The organism is Streptomyces sp. GD-15H (assembly GCF_045291515.1).
GTDB lineage: Bacteria > Actinomycetota > Actinomycetes > Streptomycetales > Streptomycetaceae > Streptomyces.
The window spans coordinates 250,434-265,263 of sequence record NZ_CP149447.1; the positions used below are offsets into that span (position 1 = coordinate 250,434).

At 70.1% G+C, this 14,830-nt stretch carries 19 protein-coding genes; 8 read left to right on the top strand and 11 right to left on the bottom strand.

Going from position 1 to position 14,830, the window contains the following annotated elements:
• Positions 1-200: 200 nt before the first annotated feature.
• From WJ438_RS01305 to WJ438_RS01320, 4 genes are all read right to left on the bottom strand, one after another.
• Entirely contained in the window at positions 201-1,403 is a 1,203-nt protein-coding gene (locus WJ438_RS01305; protein ID WP_406723583.1) for a hypothetical protein, read from the bottom strand.
• 109 nt (positions 1,404-1,512) lie between these two features.
• Positions 1,513-1,887 (bottom strand): fic family toxin-antitoxin system, toxin component, encoded by a 375-nt coding sequence (locus WJ438_RS01310; RefSeq protein ID WP_406723584.1) that lies wholly within the window; start codon positions 1,885-1,887, stop codon positions 1,513-1,515.
• A gap of 16 nt (positions 1,888-1,903) precedes the next feature.
• Positions 1,904-2,137, bottom strand: coding sequence for a hypothetical protein (locus tag WJ438_RS01315; protein ID WP_406723585.1), 234 nt, complete (start codon positions 2,135-2,137; stop codon positions 1,904-1,906).
• Positions 2,138-2,208: 71 nt separating this feature from the next.
• Positions 2,209-2,526, bottom strand: coding sequence for a hypothetical protein (locus WJ438_RS01320; protein ID WP_406723586.1), 318 nt, complete (start codon positions 2,524-2,526; stop codon positions 2,209-2,211).
• A 124-nt stretch (positions 2,527-2,650) separates the two neighbouring features.
• Here WJ438_RS01320 and WJ438_RS01325 point away from each other — a divergent pair, with 124 nt between their 5' ends.
• From WJ438_RS01325 to WJ438_RS01335, 3 genes are all read left to right on the top strand, one after another.
• The gene (locus tag WJ438_RS01325; protein ID WP_406723587.1) at positions 2,651-3,940 is read left to right on the top strand and encodes an IS701 family transposase; all 1,290 of its coding nucleotides are present in this window, start codon (positions 2,651-2,653) and stop codon (positions 3,938-3,940) included.
• A 599-nt stretch (positions 3,941-4,539) separates the two neighbouring features.
• The gene (locus WJ438_RS01330) at positions 4,540-5,349 is read left to right on the top strand and encodes a BlaI/MecI/CopY family transcriptional regulator (RefSeq protein ID WP_406723588.1); all 810 of its coding nucleotides are present in this window, start codon (positions 4,540-4,542) and stop codon (positions 5,347-5,349) included.
• 190 nt (positions 5,350-5,539) lie between these two features.
• Positions 5,540-5,746 (top strand): cold-shock protein, encoded by a 207-nt coding sequence (locus WJ438_RS01335; protein ID WP_352234964.1) that lies wholly within the window; start codon positions 5,540-5,542, stop codon positions 5,744-5,746.
• A 439-nt stretch (positions 5,747-6,185) separates the two neighbouring features.
• Here WJ438_RS01335 and WJ438_RS01340 read toward each other — a convergent pair whose 3' ends face one another.
• The 4 genes from WJ438_RS01340 to WJ438_RS01355 form a co-directional block, all read right to left on the bottom strand.
• Entirely contained in the window at positions 6,186-7,277 is a 1,092-nt protein-coding gene (locus tag WJ438_RS01340; protein WP_406723589.1) for an integrase core domain-containing protein, read from the bottom strand.
• A 208-nt stretch (positions 7,278-7,485) separates the two neighbouring features.
• Entirely contained in the window at positions 7,486-7,689 is a 204-nt protein-coding gene (locus tag WJ438_RS01345; RefSeq protein WP_010982331.1) for a cold-shock protein, read from the bottom strand.
• Positions 7,690-8,297: 608 nt separating this feature from the next.
• Positions 8,298-8,564, bottom strand: a complete 267-nt coding sequence (locus WJ438_RS01350) for a DUF4235 domain-containing protein (RefSeq protein ID WP_406723590.1) — start codon at positions 8,562-8,564, stop codon at positions 8,298-8,300.
• Between the two features lie 5 nt (positions 8,565-8,569).
• Complete coding sequence (locus WJ438_RS01355) at positions 8,570-9,112, bottom strand: hypothetical protein (protein ID WP_406723591.1); 543 nt, start codon at positions 9,110-9,112, stop codon at positions 8,570-8,572.
• On the opposite strand from WJ438_RS01355, the gene istA reads away from it, so the two are divergent.
• Both istA and istB read left to right on the top strand, forming a co-directional pair.
• Positions 9,095-10,510, top strand: coding sequence for an IS21 family transposase (gene istA, locus WJ438_RS01360; RefSeq protein ID WP_406723592.1), 1,416 nt, complete (start codon positions 9,095-9,097; stop codon positions 10,508-10,510). The two genes, WJ438_RS01355 and istA, sit on opposite strands and share 18 nt — an antisense overlap.
• Complete coding sequence (gene istB, locus WJ438_RS01365; RefSeq protein ID WP_406723569.1) at positions 10,507-11,277, top strand: IS21-like element helper ATPase IstB; 771 nt, start codon at positions 10,507-10,509, stop codon at positions 11,275-11,277. The genes istA and istB overlap by 4 nt, the downstream gene beginning before the upstream one ends.
• Before the next feature lie 139 nt (positions 11,278-11,416).
• Here the strand turns inward: istB and WJ438_RS01370 are convergent, their stop codons facing one another.
• Together WJ438_RS01370 and WJ438_RS01375 are read right to left on the bottom strand one after the other, a co-directional pair.
• On the bottom strand, positions 11,417-11,788 hold the full coding sequence (locus WJ438_RS01370; protein WP_406729553.1) for a phage holin family protein: 372 nt from the start codon (positions 11,786-11,788) through the stop codon (positions 11,417-11,419).
• A 389-nt stretch (positions 11,789-12,177) separates the two neighbouring features.
• The gene (locus WJ438_RS01375) at positions 12,178-12,462 is read right to left on the bottom strand and encodes a DUF2382 domain-containing protein (protein ID WP_406723593.1); all 285 of its coding nucleotides are present in this window, start codon (positions 12,460-12,462) and stop codon (positions 12,178-12,180) included.
• A gap of 290 nt (positions 12,463-12,752) precedes the next feature.
• Here WJ438_RS01375 and WJ438_RS01380 point away from each other — a divergent pair, with 290 nt between their 5' ends.
• The 3 genes from WJ438_RS01380 (at position 12,753) to WJ438_RS01390 (ending at position 14,246) form a co-directional block, all read left to right on the top strand.
• Positions 12,753-13,142 carry a gas vesicle structural protein GvpA gene (locus tag WJ438_RS01380; RefSeq protein WP_406723594.1) on the top strand — a complete coding sequence of 130 codons (390 nt, stop codon included), beginning with the start codon at positions 12,753-12,755 and terminating at the stop codon, positions 13,140-13,142.
• 12 nt (positions 13,143-13,154) lie between these two features.
• On the top strand, positions 13,155-13,943 hold the full coding sequence (locus tag WJ438_RS01385) for a GvpL/GvpF family gas vesicle protein (protein WP_406723595.1): 789 nt from the start codon (positions 13,155-13,157) through the stop codon (positions 13,941-13,943).
• A gap of 81 nt (positions 13,944-14,024) precedes the next feature.
• The gene (locus WJ438_RS01390) at positions 14,025-14,246 is read left to right on the top strand and encodes a hypothetical protein (protein ID WP_406723596.1); all 222 of its coding nucleotides are present in this window, start codon (positions 14,025-14,027) and stop codon (positions 14,244-14,246) included.
• Here the strand turns inward: WJ438_RS01390 and WJ438_RS01395 are convergent.
• Positions 14,243-14,794: a phosphatase PAP2 family protein gene (locus WJ438_RS01395; RefSeq protein WP_406723597.1), complete on the bottom strand. Its 552-nt coding sequence runs from the start codon at positions 14,792-14,794 to the stop codon at positions 14,243-14,245. The genes WJ438_RS01390 and WJ438_RS01395 overlap by 4 nt on opposite strands.
• Between the last annotated feature and the right edge of the window lie 36 nt (positions 14,795-14,830).

Sequence of the window (14,830 nt, forward strand, 5' to 3'; positions counted from 1 at the left end):
CGGCACCGCGGCTGCCGCCCCGGACTGCTGGGTGCGCTCAGCTCGTGCCCGCCGCCGCGCGGCAGCACGGGGCCTCGGATCTGCGGCGCCGCTGGACGCGGAATGCCGACCTGCGCGAACGCCTGTGCCCCCTGCCGCCCCTGACGTGTCCGGCACCGCCTCGGCGTGACGGCCGCCGGGCATCCGACGGCGGACGGTGGTTATGGGCAGCGGAAGCCGCGATCGGGGTCGCGGCCCTGATCGGGGTCGAAGGCGGCAAACCAGTCGTGCGGGGCGAGATTGACCATGCCCAGTGACTGATGGATGTCGCCTTCGGCGTCCTCGATACCGTCGAGGGAGTGGTCGAACAGCATCAGCACGTCGTGATCCTGGAAGAGGACGTCGGAGCAGGCACCCCAGTCGCAGTCCCGGCGGTCTTCGGGCAGGGCTGCCACGGCGTCGCGCACGAGCCGCGGCCGGTTGCGCGTCAGGTCCTGGGCGCGGGCGATGCCGAGGTGCAAGGCCATCTCCTCGCCGGTGCTGCGCGGTTCGACCTCGGCGGCGGACGAGCAGTCGGCGGCCAGGTCGTCGAAGGCCCGGGCCATCTGCCGCCGCCAGAGACCGTCCTGGCGCCAGGTCACCCGCGGTAGCGACCCGAAGAGCCCGTCGGCGCCCCGCTGGATCGGCTGGTCACCCAGCGTGGATACCTCCTGCCACGCCTGGTCCGACAGTTCCTGAAGGGCCAGGTGCAGCACCGCTCGCGTGCGCGCGGTGAGCACCTCCCCGTCGTCGTCCTCCTCGTCCCAGTCCTCGCTCAAGGGGTCGGCTCCGCCGTAGCGGGCGCGGGAGCGCAGGTGCTCGCGCACGCGGTGCGCGGCCTCCTCGGGGGCGGCGAGCGACGTGTCGATGATCAGCAGTTCGTCGGAGAACGGCTCGGCGCTCAGCAGGACGCCTGCCTCCGTGAGGAGGGCCGCCTCCGCGTCACCGGAGACACGAGGGAGGACCACGGCGAACTGGTTGTCCGTCAGCCGGTCAATGACGCTGGATGTCAGCCCCGCGACGATCCAGGGATCGTCCCAGGGCGCGGCGATGTGGAGGTCGTCGACCACGAGGACACTGCCTGGAAGGTCGACGAACGCTTCGAACTCCGGACGGAATTGACCGGTGGGATGGAGGAGCTGCTCCGCTGCCACCGCGGGGAAGGACTGCTCGTCGGCCATGCGCTGGTGAAGGTTGTGGGCCTTCCAGTACAGGCCGCGCGTCGCACGCAGACTGCCCACCGTCGTGTCGTTGGCGAGGAGGGAGATCTGCCAGGTCTGGACGCCCTCCGCGGCAGGATCGATGAGGCGGTGGACATGCCGGAATTCCAATGTCAGTGCGCTGGGATCCGCCTTGGCGTGGGACCTGGTTGCCTGGTCGGTCATCGACTTCCTCTCGCCGTGCAGCCGCCCGCGGCGGGCGCCGCGAATCCAGGCTAGCCAGCGAGAAGCCCGCTCCGCGTGCCATCAGCACAGACACCGGAGCCCAGCGCGCTCAGCCGCGCTCGGTCCACTCCTTCAGGGCCGTGGCCAGGGCGCGCACGTCCACGTGCCCGGCGGACACCTGGTCGGCGAGGTCGGCGGCCTCCTTGGCAGTGAACCGCACGGGCAGGCCGCTGGCGTGCAGGTAGCCGGCCGCGGCCGTCGCGCCGAAGAGTTCGTTGCTGTGCTCCAGGGCCGGGATGCGGGCCAGCGAGTGGAAGAGGGCGGCGGCCCGGTGATGCGGCCGCGGGTATACGGGTTCGTCCATGACGCGGAAGGCGTGCCGTGCGCGGGCCGCTTCCAGCGCTCCCCAGTCCGTCACGTCAGGGTCGCCCAGCTGTGTGCGGGCGATCTCCAAGAGCCACGGAAGATCTACCGTGAGGTCCATTGCGTCGCTGCCCGTCTCACGCCGCGGACGCGGTGGTGCCGGGTTCCGGGCCGAACCGGCTGGCGAACTCCTCGCGCACCCCGGGAGTGCTGAGGAAGAGGGCGCTGCCCTCGAGGAACCGCGCCTTGTTGAGCTCCTGGGCCAGGACGCGTCCGGCGTACACCGTCGGATCCTCGTGCCGCTCATGCGCCTCGCGCGCGAGCTGCTCGTACTGTGCGTCATCAAGCTCAATGCGAAGTTCCCTGGCCATGCCCTCCACGGTAGCCGGACCCGGCCTCCGACGGGAAGGAATCGGCTGGTGAGCTCCGTCCAGGGGCGCCGTCATGATGTCTCCTTCAGCTCGCTGCGGTCGTCGTCGACGCTGTTAGCTCTGGTCAGGCCCTCGCACACGGGAAGGCTGAGGGCGACGGCGGCCGCGTCGATGTGGGCCCACTGCTCGTCCGTGAGGTCAGGCAGCAGAGGCCTGAGGTGGTGGAGGACGAAGGCGGACTCACTGCTTACCTCTTCGACGGGGGTTTCCGAAGACGGCTGTACTCCTTGGCCCAGCTCGACTCGTGAGCGGTGCGGCCCGGACGGGCTCGCGCAGGGCGAGCTGTAGCCTCTGCCGCAGTCCGGGCAGAGGACTTCGTACACGCCCATGTGCCGAGCCTATACATCTGAACGGAATTCCTGACTCAGAGGACTAGCGGTGATTTGTTGACTTGGGGCAGGGTCCGCGGTAGGCCGGTAGGTGGGGGATTTCCGCAGGCCGGAGGTGGTCGCGATGGTGACCGCGAGGCGTCCGTGCCCGCCGGCGCCGGGACCGCTGGAGGGCTATGCGACCCGGTTCGACGACCTCTTCTCCTCGCTGGCGCAGCGGCGTGGGTTCCGGGAGTACCTGGCCGGGCTGCTGCTGCCGCGGGATCGGAACAAGACGCTGACCTGCCTGGCCGGAGCGGAGCCGATCGTGGGGGCCCAGCACTCGGGGGTGCAGCGGCTGCAGTTCTTCCTCTCCGAGTCGCGCTGGGACCCCGAGCGGGTCAACGCCCGGCGGCTGGAGCTGCTGCGGGCCGATCCGGCGACGGTCCCGCACGCCGATGGGGTGCTGGTCATCGACGACTCCGGGGACCGCAAGGACGGCACCACGACCGCGCACGTCGGGCGGCAGTGGCTGGGCCGGTACGGCAAGACCGACAACGCGGTGGTCACGGTGACCACGCTGTGGGCGGACGAGCGCCTGTACTATCCGCTGCACGCGGTGCCCTACACCCCGGCCCACCACTTCGAACGGGGCCGCAGCGACCCGGCCTTCCGCACCAAGTGGAAGATCGCCGCCCAGCTGGCCGGCCGGGCCCGGGCCGCCGGATTCCCCTTCCGGGCGGCGGTGGCCGACGGCGCCTACGGCGACCTGGACGACTTCCGCTGCGAACTGCACGCCGCCGGTGTGCCGTTCGTCATGGCCGTCAAACGCCGCCGCGGCATCTGGGCCTACGGTGACCAGGCCCGCACCCCGGTGGACGCCGCCCGCGAGCTGGCCTGGGACGGCCCCGGGGAGCCCGGGGACTGGACGCCCGTGGTGCGCACCTTCCGCGACGGGCACACCGCCATCTGGTGGGCCGCCGACGCCACCTTGGGCTTCTGGGGACCGGACGGCCTGACGCGGCTGGTGGTGGCCACCACCGACCCGGCCACCCTGCCGGAGAAGGCCACCTGGTACCTGGCCACCGACCTGCCCCGGCCCGGCTCGCCCCGCGCCGTCGAGTCCCCCTATCCGCCCGCGGACCTGGCCGAGATCGTGCGGATCTACGGCATCCGCACCTGGATCGAGCAGGGCTACAAGCAGGTCAAGGACGAATTGGGCTGGGCCGACTTTCAGGTCCGCTCCGATGCCGCGATCCGTCGTCACCAGACCCTGGTCAACTGCGCGTTCACCTTCTGCTGGGAGACCTGGCTCACCGACTCGGGACCTGAGGCAACGTCGGCACCGGCATCGGACACCGACGCCGGAGAGGGGGGAACGCATCGGTTCCGCCGTGCTGGCCGAAGGCGATCCGCGCCGTCCGCGGCTGGCTGACCCCCGCGGTCGCGCTGCAGCGCTGGTGGCGGGCCTGGTCCACGGCGTCCCCGCCGACCGAGCTCCAGAGCCTGATCGACGCGGTCACCACCGGGCACACCGTGAGCCTCTACTCCCCGGTTTAACAAATCACCGCTAGATAGTGATGTTCAGTGGTGACGGCGGTGGGGGACGGCCAGGCGCCGGGCCGGTGGCCCGCCGCGCGGTGTGTGCTGCGCCATGACCGCGTCCGGCAAGGGCGGCTGATGCGGGAGCGCAGGAAGGCGGGCAGCTCTCCCCTGCGCCGTATGGCCGTGATGTCGTCGGTGGTGAAGTCGTCGTTCACGGCGGCCCCTTCCCCCGCTGTGCACCGCGGCGCCACGGCAGTGTCGCCTGCGCGGGCAGGGCTTCTGTGCGGGCCGGACCCGGGCGGGCCGCGGGGCGGGAGACGGTGAGGTGGTTTCGCGTCCGGTGTCCCTTCCGGCGGGCCGGTGCCGGGAGGTGCGGCAGGCCGGGTGCGGCTGTTCGTAAGGGTGGTGTGTGCCCAGGACAGCGGCGACGGTCCCGTTTGGGTGAGTAGCATCCGGCAGCAACAACCCCCGTATGAAGGAGCGTGCCGCGTGGCCACCGAGCCGGAAGAGCCCACCACCCAGAGCCTGCAGAGCCAGTACGCGGCCCAGTTCGCCGATCACCTCAAGGCCAACCGGGAGGAACAGGCCCGTCTGCGTAAGCGTCTTGAGCAGCTCGAGGCGGACGAGGCCTGGCTGGTCAAGGCACTGGAGACGGTGTCCGCCCCGGCCAGCGCCGGCGCCCGGGCGCCCGAGGGCGAGCCGGCACGGCCGCAGGACAACACGTCCGGGCCCACCGAGCCGACCGAAGCGGCCGAGTCGGCCGAGTCGGCCGAGCCGTCCGAAGCGACCGATGTTGAGGCTTCCGCGGCTGTGCCGAAGCAGCGGCAGGACAAGCCGGCCGAGGCACCCGCGAAGAAGACCACGGCCAAGAAGACGGCCGTGAAGGAGACGACGGCCAAGAAGGCCACGGCGAAAAAGTCGGGGGCGAAGAAGGCAGCAGCGAAGAAGGCTCCTGCGGCGAAGAAGACGACGGCGACCAGGGCCGGTGAACCGGCCCTGGGTGAGCTGCTGTTGAGCGTCCTCGGCAAGCACGCCGGTCAGCCGCGCACCGCAGGCGAGGTCGCCGGCGACCTGGAGCGGGAGCACCCCGAGCGGGCCCGGGACATCAACACCGTGCGCAGCACCCTGGAGCGGCTGGTCGCCAAGAGCCGCATCGAGCGGACCAAGCAGAAGAACACCGTGCTGTACACCGCCGTGACCGAGTCCGCGCCCGCCACGGAAGACGCAGCCGCAGAAGCGTCCCCGACGACCGAGACGGCCGGCGCCGAGGAGACCGAGAAGGTGCCGGCGCAGGCCTAGTCAGGGCCGCGCCGCCCGTCTTCGCGCGCAGCAGCGTCCCGGGCGCCAGCACCCGGCACGCTGCGACCGGCGGAAAAGTCGGATAACCGCGCGCCGACGGGGTAGAACGGACGCCGGGTGCCTTCCGGCTACGGACGGCCCTGCCCACAGACCAGCCGGGACCTCTCGGCGATATCGAAGGACAAGCAGCATGGCCAGCGGCACCGTGAAGTGGTTCAACGCCGAAAAGGGTTATGGTTTCATCGCCCAGGACAACGGAGGCCCGGACGTCTTCGCCCACTACTCCGAAATCCAGGGCGGGGGCGGCTACCGTGAGCTGACCGAGGGCGAGCACGTCACCTTCGACATCGGTCAGGGCCAGAAGGGCCCGCAGGCACAGAACATCGTCCGGGGCTGACCGCTCACGGTGATGCACGGCGGGTTGCCGGAACAGGCAACCCGCCTCTTTTGTGCGCCGAGACCGCGCGACGACCGGGCCGGCCGCCCCGGACGTTGTCGGCGCCGCCGGACAGGAGACCGGGACACCGACCGGTGGGGCAAGCCGCCCTGCTGAGAGCCTGTTGTGCCGGCGCACCGGGCGGGGCCTGCGGGGCGTGCCGCGATGCCATCTGGTGGCAGCCCCCGTAGTCTGACGGTATCGCCTCATCCGCGGCTGCCCCGACTGGAGCCGGAGCGGACCCGCAGGCCCGCATCCTTCACCCTTCCGGCCGGCTGGATGCCTGTCTCCCTCAGGCGCCGGCATCCGTGTCGGGGCAGTCCGCACCCACGGGCTCCCGTTCGTTGCTCCGCGGTGTCTTGTGCCGGGTCTGCGGGTGCCGAGTAATCATCCGCCCTGGTCAAGCGGAGTGGTGGTACTCGTGGAGGGTGCCGCCGAGTCGATCTCGTCGGCGGATCTTCAGGTGTGTGATCTGTCCTGGTTCGGTGATCGGTTCGGGCAGTGAGCGGAGCGGGGCGGCTTGGCCCAGGGCCCGGTGAGGCCGGTGCCTGTTGTAGAAGGACTCGAACTCGCGTAGGGCGTGGAGCAGGTGGCGCTGGTTCCAGATCAAGGCGTGGTCCAGCAGCTGGCGTCGGCAGGTCTGGATCCACCGTTCCATGAGGGAGTTCATCCGGGGCCTCCGGATGTCGCTGAGGACGACCTCCAGCCCGGCATCGGCCGGCACCGCGTCGAAGGCCTGCGTGAACCTCGAGTCCCGGTCGCGGATCAAGAACCTGGCCTGGCTGCCCGCGTCCTCCAGGTCCATGGCGAGGTTGCGTCCGAGCTGCACCACCCAGTCCGCGGTGAGGTGTGCGGTCGCGCCCAGGATCCGGATCCTGCGGGTGGTGTGCTCGATGACGGCGAAGACGTACAGACGCACTCCGGTCGGGGTGCGGGTCTCGAAGAAGTCGCAGGCGAGCAGCGCGTCCGCCTGGCTGCGCAGGAAGTCGGCCCAGGTCGTGCTCTGCCGTTCGGGGGCAGGCGGGATGCCGTGCTCGCGGAGGATCTCCCAGACGGTGGAAGCGGCGACCTTGACGCCCGGCGTGGCGAGCTCACCGTGGATGCGCCGGTACTCCCAGGAGCTGTTCTCGCGTGCCAGGCGCAGGACCAGGGCGCGGATCGATCGGACGGTGGGCGGTCGTCCGCGCCGCCGGGGTGCGCAGTGCGCAGTGTGGCGTCGTTTGAGCAGGTCACGGTGCCGGCGCAGGACGGTGTCGGGGCGTACCAGCAGCAAGAGTTGGCGCAGCTTGTCGATCGGGAGGTGGTGGAGCAAACCGGCGAGGACTGCGCGGTCGGTGTCGGTGAACACGGGCTTGCCGACCTGGCGCTGCAGGACCAGCAGCTGGTGCCGCAGCGCGAGGATCTCGATCTCCTTGTCCCGCTCGCTCCTCGGTAGCAGGCGCAGGAGGGTGAAGGTGTTGGTCGCGGCGAGGTAGGCCGGGCGCAGCAGCACGACCGGTCATGATGCCGCCCGACCGCCGTCCACGTGCCCAGCAGGGGCGCGAGCGGGGAGGCAGCACGGAAGCCCCGCCATCAACGATCAAGCTCCTGACCTGGCCGGATGATTTATCGGCACCTGCAGCTCTGCCGGGAGGCCACTGCAGAGCGCACGGCACCCGCCCAGCGAGGTGACGGGCGGGTGCCGTGGAGATGCAAGCCGTTCAGGCGGGGGTGATGTTCTCCGCCTGGGGGCCCTTCTGGCCCTGGGTGACGTCGAAGTTCACCTTCTGGCCTTCCTGGAGCTCACGGAAGCCGGAACTGGCGATGTTGGAGTAGTGAGCGAAGACGTCGGGGCCACCGCCGTCCTGCTCGATGAAGCCGAAGCCCTTTTCCGAGTTGAACCACTTGACGGTTCCGCTGGCCATACTGCCCTCCAAGGGGACTGGAAATCGGTTCCTGCACCGCGCGGGAACCGGAGGTGATCGCCTTGGTCCTCAGACACTCTGAACAGCAGAAACGCCCGTGCGCACGCTCACGGGCGACCGGTACTTCGGAACCATGACAGCTGACTCTGACGCTACACCGGTAAGCCCACGCCCAGTGCTATCGCCCGTACGTGCCGCCGCCCGCCGCCCGCTGCGTGCTTGCGCCGACTGCGCCCACGGGTGGGTCACTCGGATGGATCGGCGCGTGTCTGGAGTTGCTGCCAACAGTGGTGGACGTGCTGTTCAGCCTCTCGCACGGCACAGGAGGCAGCGTCCGAGAACGCGGCCGCAGATGACGCGGCCGTCTCGGCACGAGGTGCGGTGCGACGGCGCACGAGGTGTGCTTCGCGGGCGACAGGCCTTCGGCTGCCCTGGTGGAGGACGACTGCCCGGGCGACCAAGATCGTGGCGATGACTGCTGCGGCGGTCAGCGCGGCAGCTGCGTGCTGATCGGACATGACGGTGAGGGGTCCTTCGTAAGGGTACTGGCCGGGGCATGGGAGGGCCGGTATTCGTCTCCTACCAGCCCTCCCACCTCCTCATGCGCGTCAGCCGGGCCAGGTTCCGGTCAGGCGGCGGACGGCGGTGGCGCCGGCGCGGTCGACGGCCGCTTTGACTCCGGCGAAGATCGCGCCCTGGAGCGTGGCGGCGAGCAGCACCTCGCGCCAGGAGCGCTCTTCGTCGGTCGCGTCCGGGGCGTCCTCGTCGTGGCCGAGCATCTTCCACGTCTGCTTGAACAGCGCTCCCGCGGCCATGCCGCTGACGGCGCCGAGCGCGAGACCGATCGGCTTGTAGGCGATCTTCGATGCCTTCACCCGGCTCAGCCCTTCCGGCGGCGGCAGGCCAGCCACAGCACGACGGCCACACCCGCTGCCGCCAGCAGCACCTTGCGGTTGTCCCGCGCCAGCTGCGCCCCTTGGGCGGTCTTCTGCCGCACCGGCTCGGGCGCCTTCTCCTGCCACAGCTGACCGGCCTGAGCCGCCTTCGCCCGGGCTTGCGCGGCAGTCTGGGCGGCTTTGTCCTTGACCGGGTCGGGCAGCCGGTCCTGCGCCTGGTGGGCCAGGTCGGCGGCCTTCGCCTTCAGTTCCCCGGCCTTGACCGTGGCTTGCTCCTTCAGCTCGCCGGCCTTCGCTGCAGCCTGTTCCTTGACCTCGACGGCCTTCTCCTGGGCGCGCGCCTTGACGTCGGTCTTCGCTGCGAGCGCCTCGACCGTCTGCCCGTGTCGGCGTACAAGCGAACGTGCACCACCTCGTACGGATGAAAGTGCACCGTTTTCGGTGCGGTGATGGGGTGAAGGCCGCGAGTCTGCTGCTGTCGGTTCGACGGGACAGGGAGGCGGCTGACGGTGGTCTTGGATCCCCATCGCTGGCTGGAGTTGAGGCGGTTCCGGTCGCTGTACGAGTCCGGCGCGATGAGCCTGCGGGAGATCGCGAAGGAGACCGGGCTGAACCGCCGAACGGTCGGCAAGTACCTCAAGGACCCCGCTTCGGCAGCGCCGCCGAAGAGAGAAGCAGCAGGTCAGCGCCCTCGGCGGGTGGTGGACGAGGTCGCTCCGCTGATCGACGCGATGCTCAGGTCCGAGATCCTGCTCAAGGGAAGGGTGATCCACGAGCGCCTGGTCCAGGAGTACGGGGTCACCATCAACTACCAGCGGATCAAGCTCTACCTTCAGGAGGCCCGGCCCCGGATCGCGGAGGAACTGGGCATCAGCCCGGGCGAGCTGGCGGGTCTGCACCGGCGGTTCGAGGTCGTCCCGGGTGCTCAGGCCCAGGTGGACTGGGGCGATGAGGGCAAGATCCTCGCCCATGTCGGCATCTTGAAGGTCTACTCCTTCCACATGACCTTGTCGTACTCGCGCGACCCGTTCTGCTGCTTCACCACCGGCCAGGACCTGGCGACGTTCTTCGACTGCCACCGCCAGGCGTTCGCGCACTTCGGCGGGGTGCCGATGAGCATCGTCTACGACCGGACCAAGACGGTCGTGCGCCGGCACGTCGCCCCCGGGGAGGCGGTCCCGCTGCATCCGGAGGCGGTCGCCTTCGCCGGGCACTACGACTTCGACATCGACGTGCTGGCCGCCTACCGGCCTCAGGGCAAGGGCCGGGTCGAGCGGCAGGTCGGCATCGTCCGCGACCACGTCCTGGCCGGGCGGGCGTTTGCCTCGATCGAGGAGATGAACGCCGCCTTCGCGGCCTGGGTGCCGCTGCGGCGGGCGAAGGTCCACGGCACCCACGGTGAGGTCATCGGACACCGGGCCGTGCGCGATCACATGGCTCTGCGCCCGCTGCCGCAGACTCCCTATGTGGTCACCCAGCGGCATCTGCGGCACGTCGGCAAGGACTGCCTGGTCGCCTTCGACGCGAACCTCTACTCGGTACCCGCCCGCAGGGTCCGCCCCCGTCAACTGGTCGAAGTCCGGGCCACGAAGTCCCAGATCACGCTGCACTCCACTGTTCATGACGCCAGCGGTCAGACGCTGCTGGCCGTCCATCCGCGGGCAGTCGGCCGAGGCGCCCGCATCGTGGATGAGACGCACTGGGACGGTCTGCCGACCGGCGCCGGCCGACGCGTCACCACCGGCGACACTCTGCCGCCACCCCGCCGCGGCCAGGCCGGGCCGGAGACCGGACCGCTGCAGGCTCTGCTGAACCGGGCCGCAGCCGCCCACATCGAGGTCGGCCGCCGTCCGCTGTCGGTCTATGACGAGCTGACCGGCACCCGACCCTTCACCTCACCCGCCCCGACCGAGGAAGCCCGTTGAGCGAGCTGACCAGCACCCGCATCCGCACCACCGCAGTCAAGCTCGGCCTGCCGCACCTGGCCGAGGCCCTGAACCAGTACATCCAGCGGGCCGACGAGGCCAAGATGGGCTACCTCGACCTGCTCGACCTGGTGCTGTCCGAGGAACTCGCCGTCCGCGACGACCGCCGCTTTCGCAACGGCCTGCGGCTGTCGAAGCTGCCGCACCACAAGACGCTGGAGGACTACGACTTCTCCTTCCAGCCCGACCTCGACCCGCGCAAGGTCAAGGACCTGGCCACCCTCTCCTTCGTCGAGGACAAGGCCAACGTCGCCCTGCTCGGGCCGCCGGGGGTCGGCAAGACGCACATCGCCGTCGCCCTCGCGGTCGCGGCCTGCCGGGCCGGCTACTCGATCTACTTCACCAGCCTCGACGACATGGTCCGCCACCTCAAGGCCGCCGAGGACCAGGGCCGGCTGATGAGCAAGCTCACCAGCTACCTCCGCCCCAGCGTCCTCGTGGTCGACGAGGTGGGCTACCAGCCCCTGGAGCGGGCCGAGGCGAACCTGGTCTTTCAGGTGATCTCCAAGCGCTACGAGAAGGGGTCGATCATCCTGACGTCGAACAAGACCTTCGGCGAGTGGGGCCAGGTCTTCGGCGACGAGGTCCTGGCCACCGCGATCCTCGACCGCCTCCTGCACCACTGCGAGGTCGTCTCGATCAACGGCAACAGCTACCGGCTCAAGAACCGCCTCCAGGCCATCGAGCGGGACACCGACGTGGCCTGAGCAGTGGTGCACATAACTTCGTACTCGGTGGTGCACTCAGACGAGTACGCGGACAGCCCGAGCTCTTCGCGGGTCTGCTCGACCTGCTCGCGCAGTTCCTCGGGACTGGAGGCGGTGGGTTCGTCGTGAGGCGGCTGGGTCATCGGTGTGCGCTCTCCTTGATCTCGGCCACGTCGGCCTTCACGTTCTCGACCGTCTGCTCGGGCGTGGGCGGCGCGGCCTGGTCGACCTGCTTCTTTCCACTCATGGCCATCACCGCGGCGATCACACCCAGCACCGCGGTGACGATCAGCCCAGCTGCCCACACCGGCAGCGCCACCGACAGTGCGGCGATCGCGGTGGCGACCAGCGCCTGCGCCATCAGGAAGCCGACCACGCCGGCGCCGCCGAACAGGCCGCCGCCCTTGCCGTAGCGCTTGCCCTTCTCCTTCATCTCCGCCTGCGCCAGCCTCATCTCGCCGCGCACCAGCTCGGTCAGCTGCTGCGAGGCCCGCTGCACCAACTCGCCCACCGGCTCCTGGCCGGAGCGGTCCGTGCTCTGACCGGATCCGGCAGAGTGCGGCTGCGTGCTCGACACGGCGGTCACCTCCCGTTCTCGAAAGTTCCTGCAGGCCGGGCCTGCGTCATGCACCCGACCATCCGATGAGCGCGCGAGTACCCCGAACGGGCGAGTTCAGGGCGGGCGGTGTGGCCCACTTGCAGTCCCGGACAGGAGGCGGTGCTGCGGGGTTTGACCGCGGATGCATGGGTGAGCCGCTGGTTGCGGCTGACAGGTTGCGGTGGCTGCCTGGACGGCTTGTCCCCGGTGTGCCTGGCGGCTGGGCCGCCGGGCACACACAGCCGGCCCACTCGAGCAGGTTCCGAGCGGGCTGGCGCGCGTCTTGCGAGGTGGGCACGGTGTCAGGTGCCGCACTGTTCTTCGTCGTCCACGCCTTCGGTGTCGATCTGTTCCTTGCGGACCTGTCCGCGCACCGTTTCCTCGTCGGTGTGTTCCTCGGTGGACAGGCGCACCCGCCCCGCCGGCACCGTCTCGGTCTTCGTCACGGGGCGTTCCTCATGGAGGCTGAGCTCGTGTTCGGCCTCGCTGATGTCGGGCCCGGACAGGGCGGCATCGCGGGTTTCGTCCGTGATCGGCTCGCGCTCGACGCGGACCTCCTCACGGTGCACCGGCACGGTCTGCTGCACACAACGTACCTGCGCAGCCGGGCCGGACCGGCTGATGCGGGAGCACTCCCCACAGCCGGACCGGTGGCTGCGGGGCACAGGGAAGGGCTGCCGAGTGCCGTCCCCGCCAGGTCGGGGCCGAAGTCTCCGTAGCGCTTGCGGGTGGGCCCGCCCGGCAGGTCCACCTCGCCAGGCTCGTACACGTGTTTGGTCGCAGGTGGTGGGGCTACTCGCACCCGGAAGCCTGCGTCGCAGCGAGGGACAGCGCCGACGGGACCGCGCCAGAGACAGACGACAAGGGGCTGGTCGCCATGACCGTGGCGACACAGCAGGGCGGCGGGGGCGGCTCCAGTGGCCTCTACGACGTTCTGGAACTCATTCTCGACCGCGGGCTGATGATCGACGCCTACGTGCGGGTCTCCCTTCTCGGTATCGAGATACTCAAGATCGAGGTACGGGTCGTGGTCGCCAGCGTCGACACCTACCTTCGCTTCGCCGAGGCGTGCAACCGCCTCGACCTGGAAGCGGGGCCGCGCAAGCCGGCCGGGCTCACGGAGCTCACGGGGCAGCTCACGGAGTCCGGCGCCCGCGGCAAGACCAAGGGAGCCCTGTCCGGCTCCGCGGAGACGATCTCCGATGCCTTCCCGCAGGCACGTGACGAGGGCCGGCAGCGTCAGGGCGACCGGGCCGCGCGCGGGTGAGGGGAGTGAGAGATGAGCACCTACGTCTACGGGATCATCCGCGCCTCACACTCCCCCCTTCGCCAGGACATGGACGGCATCGGAGACCCCCCGCGGCCGGTACGTGTGCTGTGCCGGGGCGAGCTGGCCGCGATCGTCAGTGACGCCCCCGATCAGCTGCGGCCAAAGCGCCGTGACCTGCTGGCCCACCAGCGGGTACTGGACGAAGCCGGAGCGGGTGGCGTGGTACTGCCGATGCGGTTCGGCAGCGCCTCTTCGGACGACGACACGGTGACCCGGGTGCTCGCCGAGCGTGCGGAGCACTTCCTCGAGCGGCTGCGGGCACTGGACGGCACAGCGGAGTGCAACATCAAGGCCAACCACGACGAAGAGGCCGTGCTCCGCCTGATCATGGCGGATCACGACGACATCCGGTCCCTGGCGGAAGCGAACCGCGAGGCCGGTGGCGGCACGCAGGAGCAGCAGATCCGGCTCGGGGAGATGATCGCCGCCGCCGTCCAGGCACGCGAGGCCACGGACGCGGAGCTGCTTCAGCAGGCGCTGGAGCCGATGGCCGAGGCGGTCAGCGCCGGGCCGCAGAGCACCGGCTGGCTGGCCAACCTCTCCTTCCTGGTGGACCGCGGTTCAGCGGACCAATTCCTGGCCGCGGTCGACGAACTCCGCGGGCAGCACCCGCACCTCGGGCTGCGTGTCAACGGCCCGCTGCCGCCCTACAGCTTCGTCGACACCCCCTCGTTGCAGCACGTCGAAGGCGGTACCGCGGAAGCGTTCGGAACCGCGGCAGCCCAGCCAAACGGCTAAGGAGTCGCGGTGCCTCAGGAACGGCGGATCCACCCGTTGCGGGTGACGTCTGTCGGGCCCGGTCCGGCTCAGCGTGAGGCTATGCCTGGTGGAAGTGCGGCACGCGGATACGAGTTCCGTGTCGTCAGCCCCGTCCCGGAGGCCGTCGCAGAAGCGTTCCCCGAGCTGGAGGCTGTGGTGATCGGCAACCAGACGGTGTTCTACGGCGACGTCATTGACGAGGCGCATCTGTTCGGCCTGCCGGCGCGCTTCCAGATGCTCGGTCTGCTGATCGTGGAAATGCGACCGCTCCCCGCAGCTTAAAGCAGCCAGTGGCGCAGGATCAGGCGCAGGGCGCGGCGGGTGAGCCAGGCGCTGGCCAGGCCGATGGCAGCGCCGGCGGTTACGTCAGTTGGATAGTGGGCGCCGCTTTGCACCCGCTCGACCGCCACCATGGCGGCTGGTACTGCACACGCTGCGCCGGCGGCTGGCCATGTGGGTGCCACGGCCGCGGTGAACGCCACCGCGGCGGCGGTGTGTCCGGAGGGGAAGGAGGAGGAGTCGGGGCGGTCGTCGACCTCGTCGTGGGGGAACCACTCCTTCGGCGGCCGGGGCCGGTCGGCCAGCTGCTTGCACAGGCCGTTCGAGGTCAGCTGGGCGATGACCAGGGCGGCCAGGCCGGTGGCCGCTGTTTTACGGCCGCGCCACCCTCCCAGCCGCGCCATCGCGGCGGCGGCGCCACACCACAGCTTCGTGCTCTCCGCAGTCTCCTCCACCGCTGAGAGCACTCTGCCGACGCCGGGCGGGATGCGGCAGGCCGCCTGTTTGGTCAGCGACCGATCAGCGTCGCGCAACCCTGCCAGAAGCCTCATGGAGAGCAGATATCCCGCAGTTCATCAATCTATGCC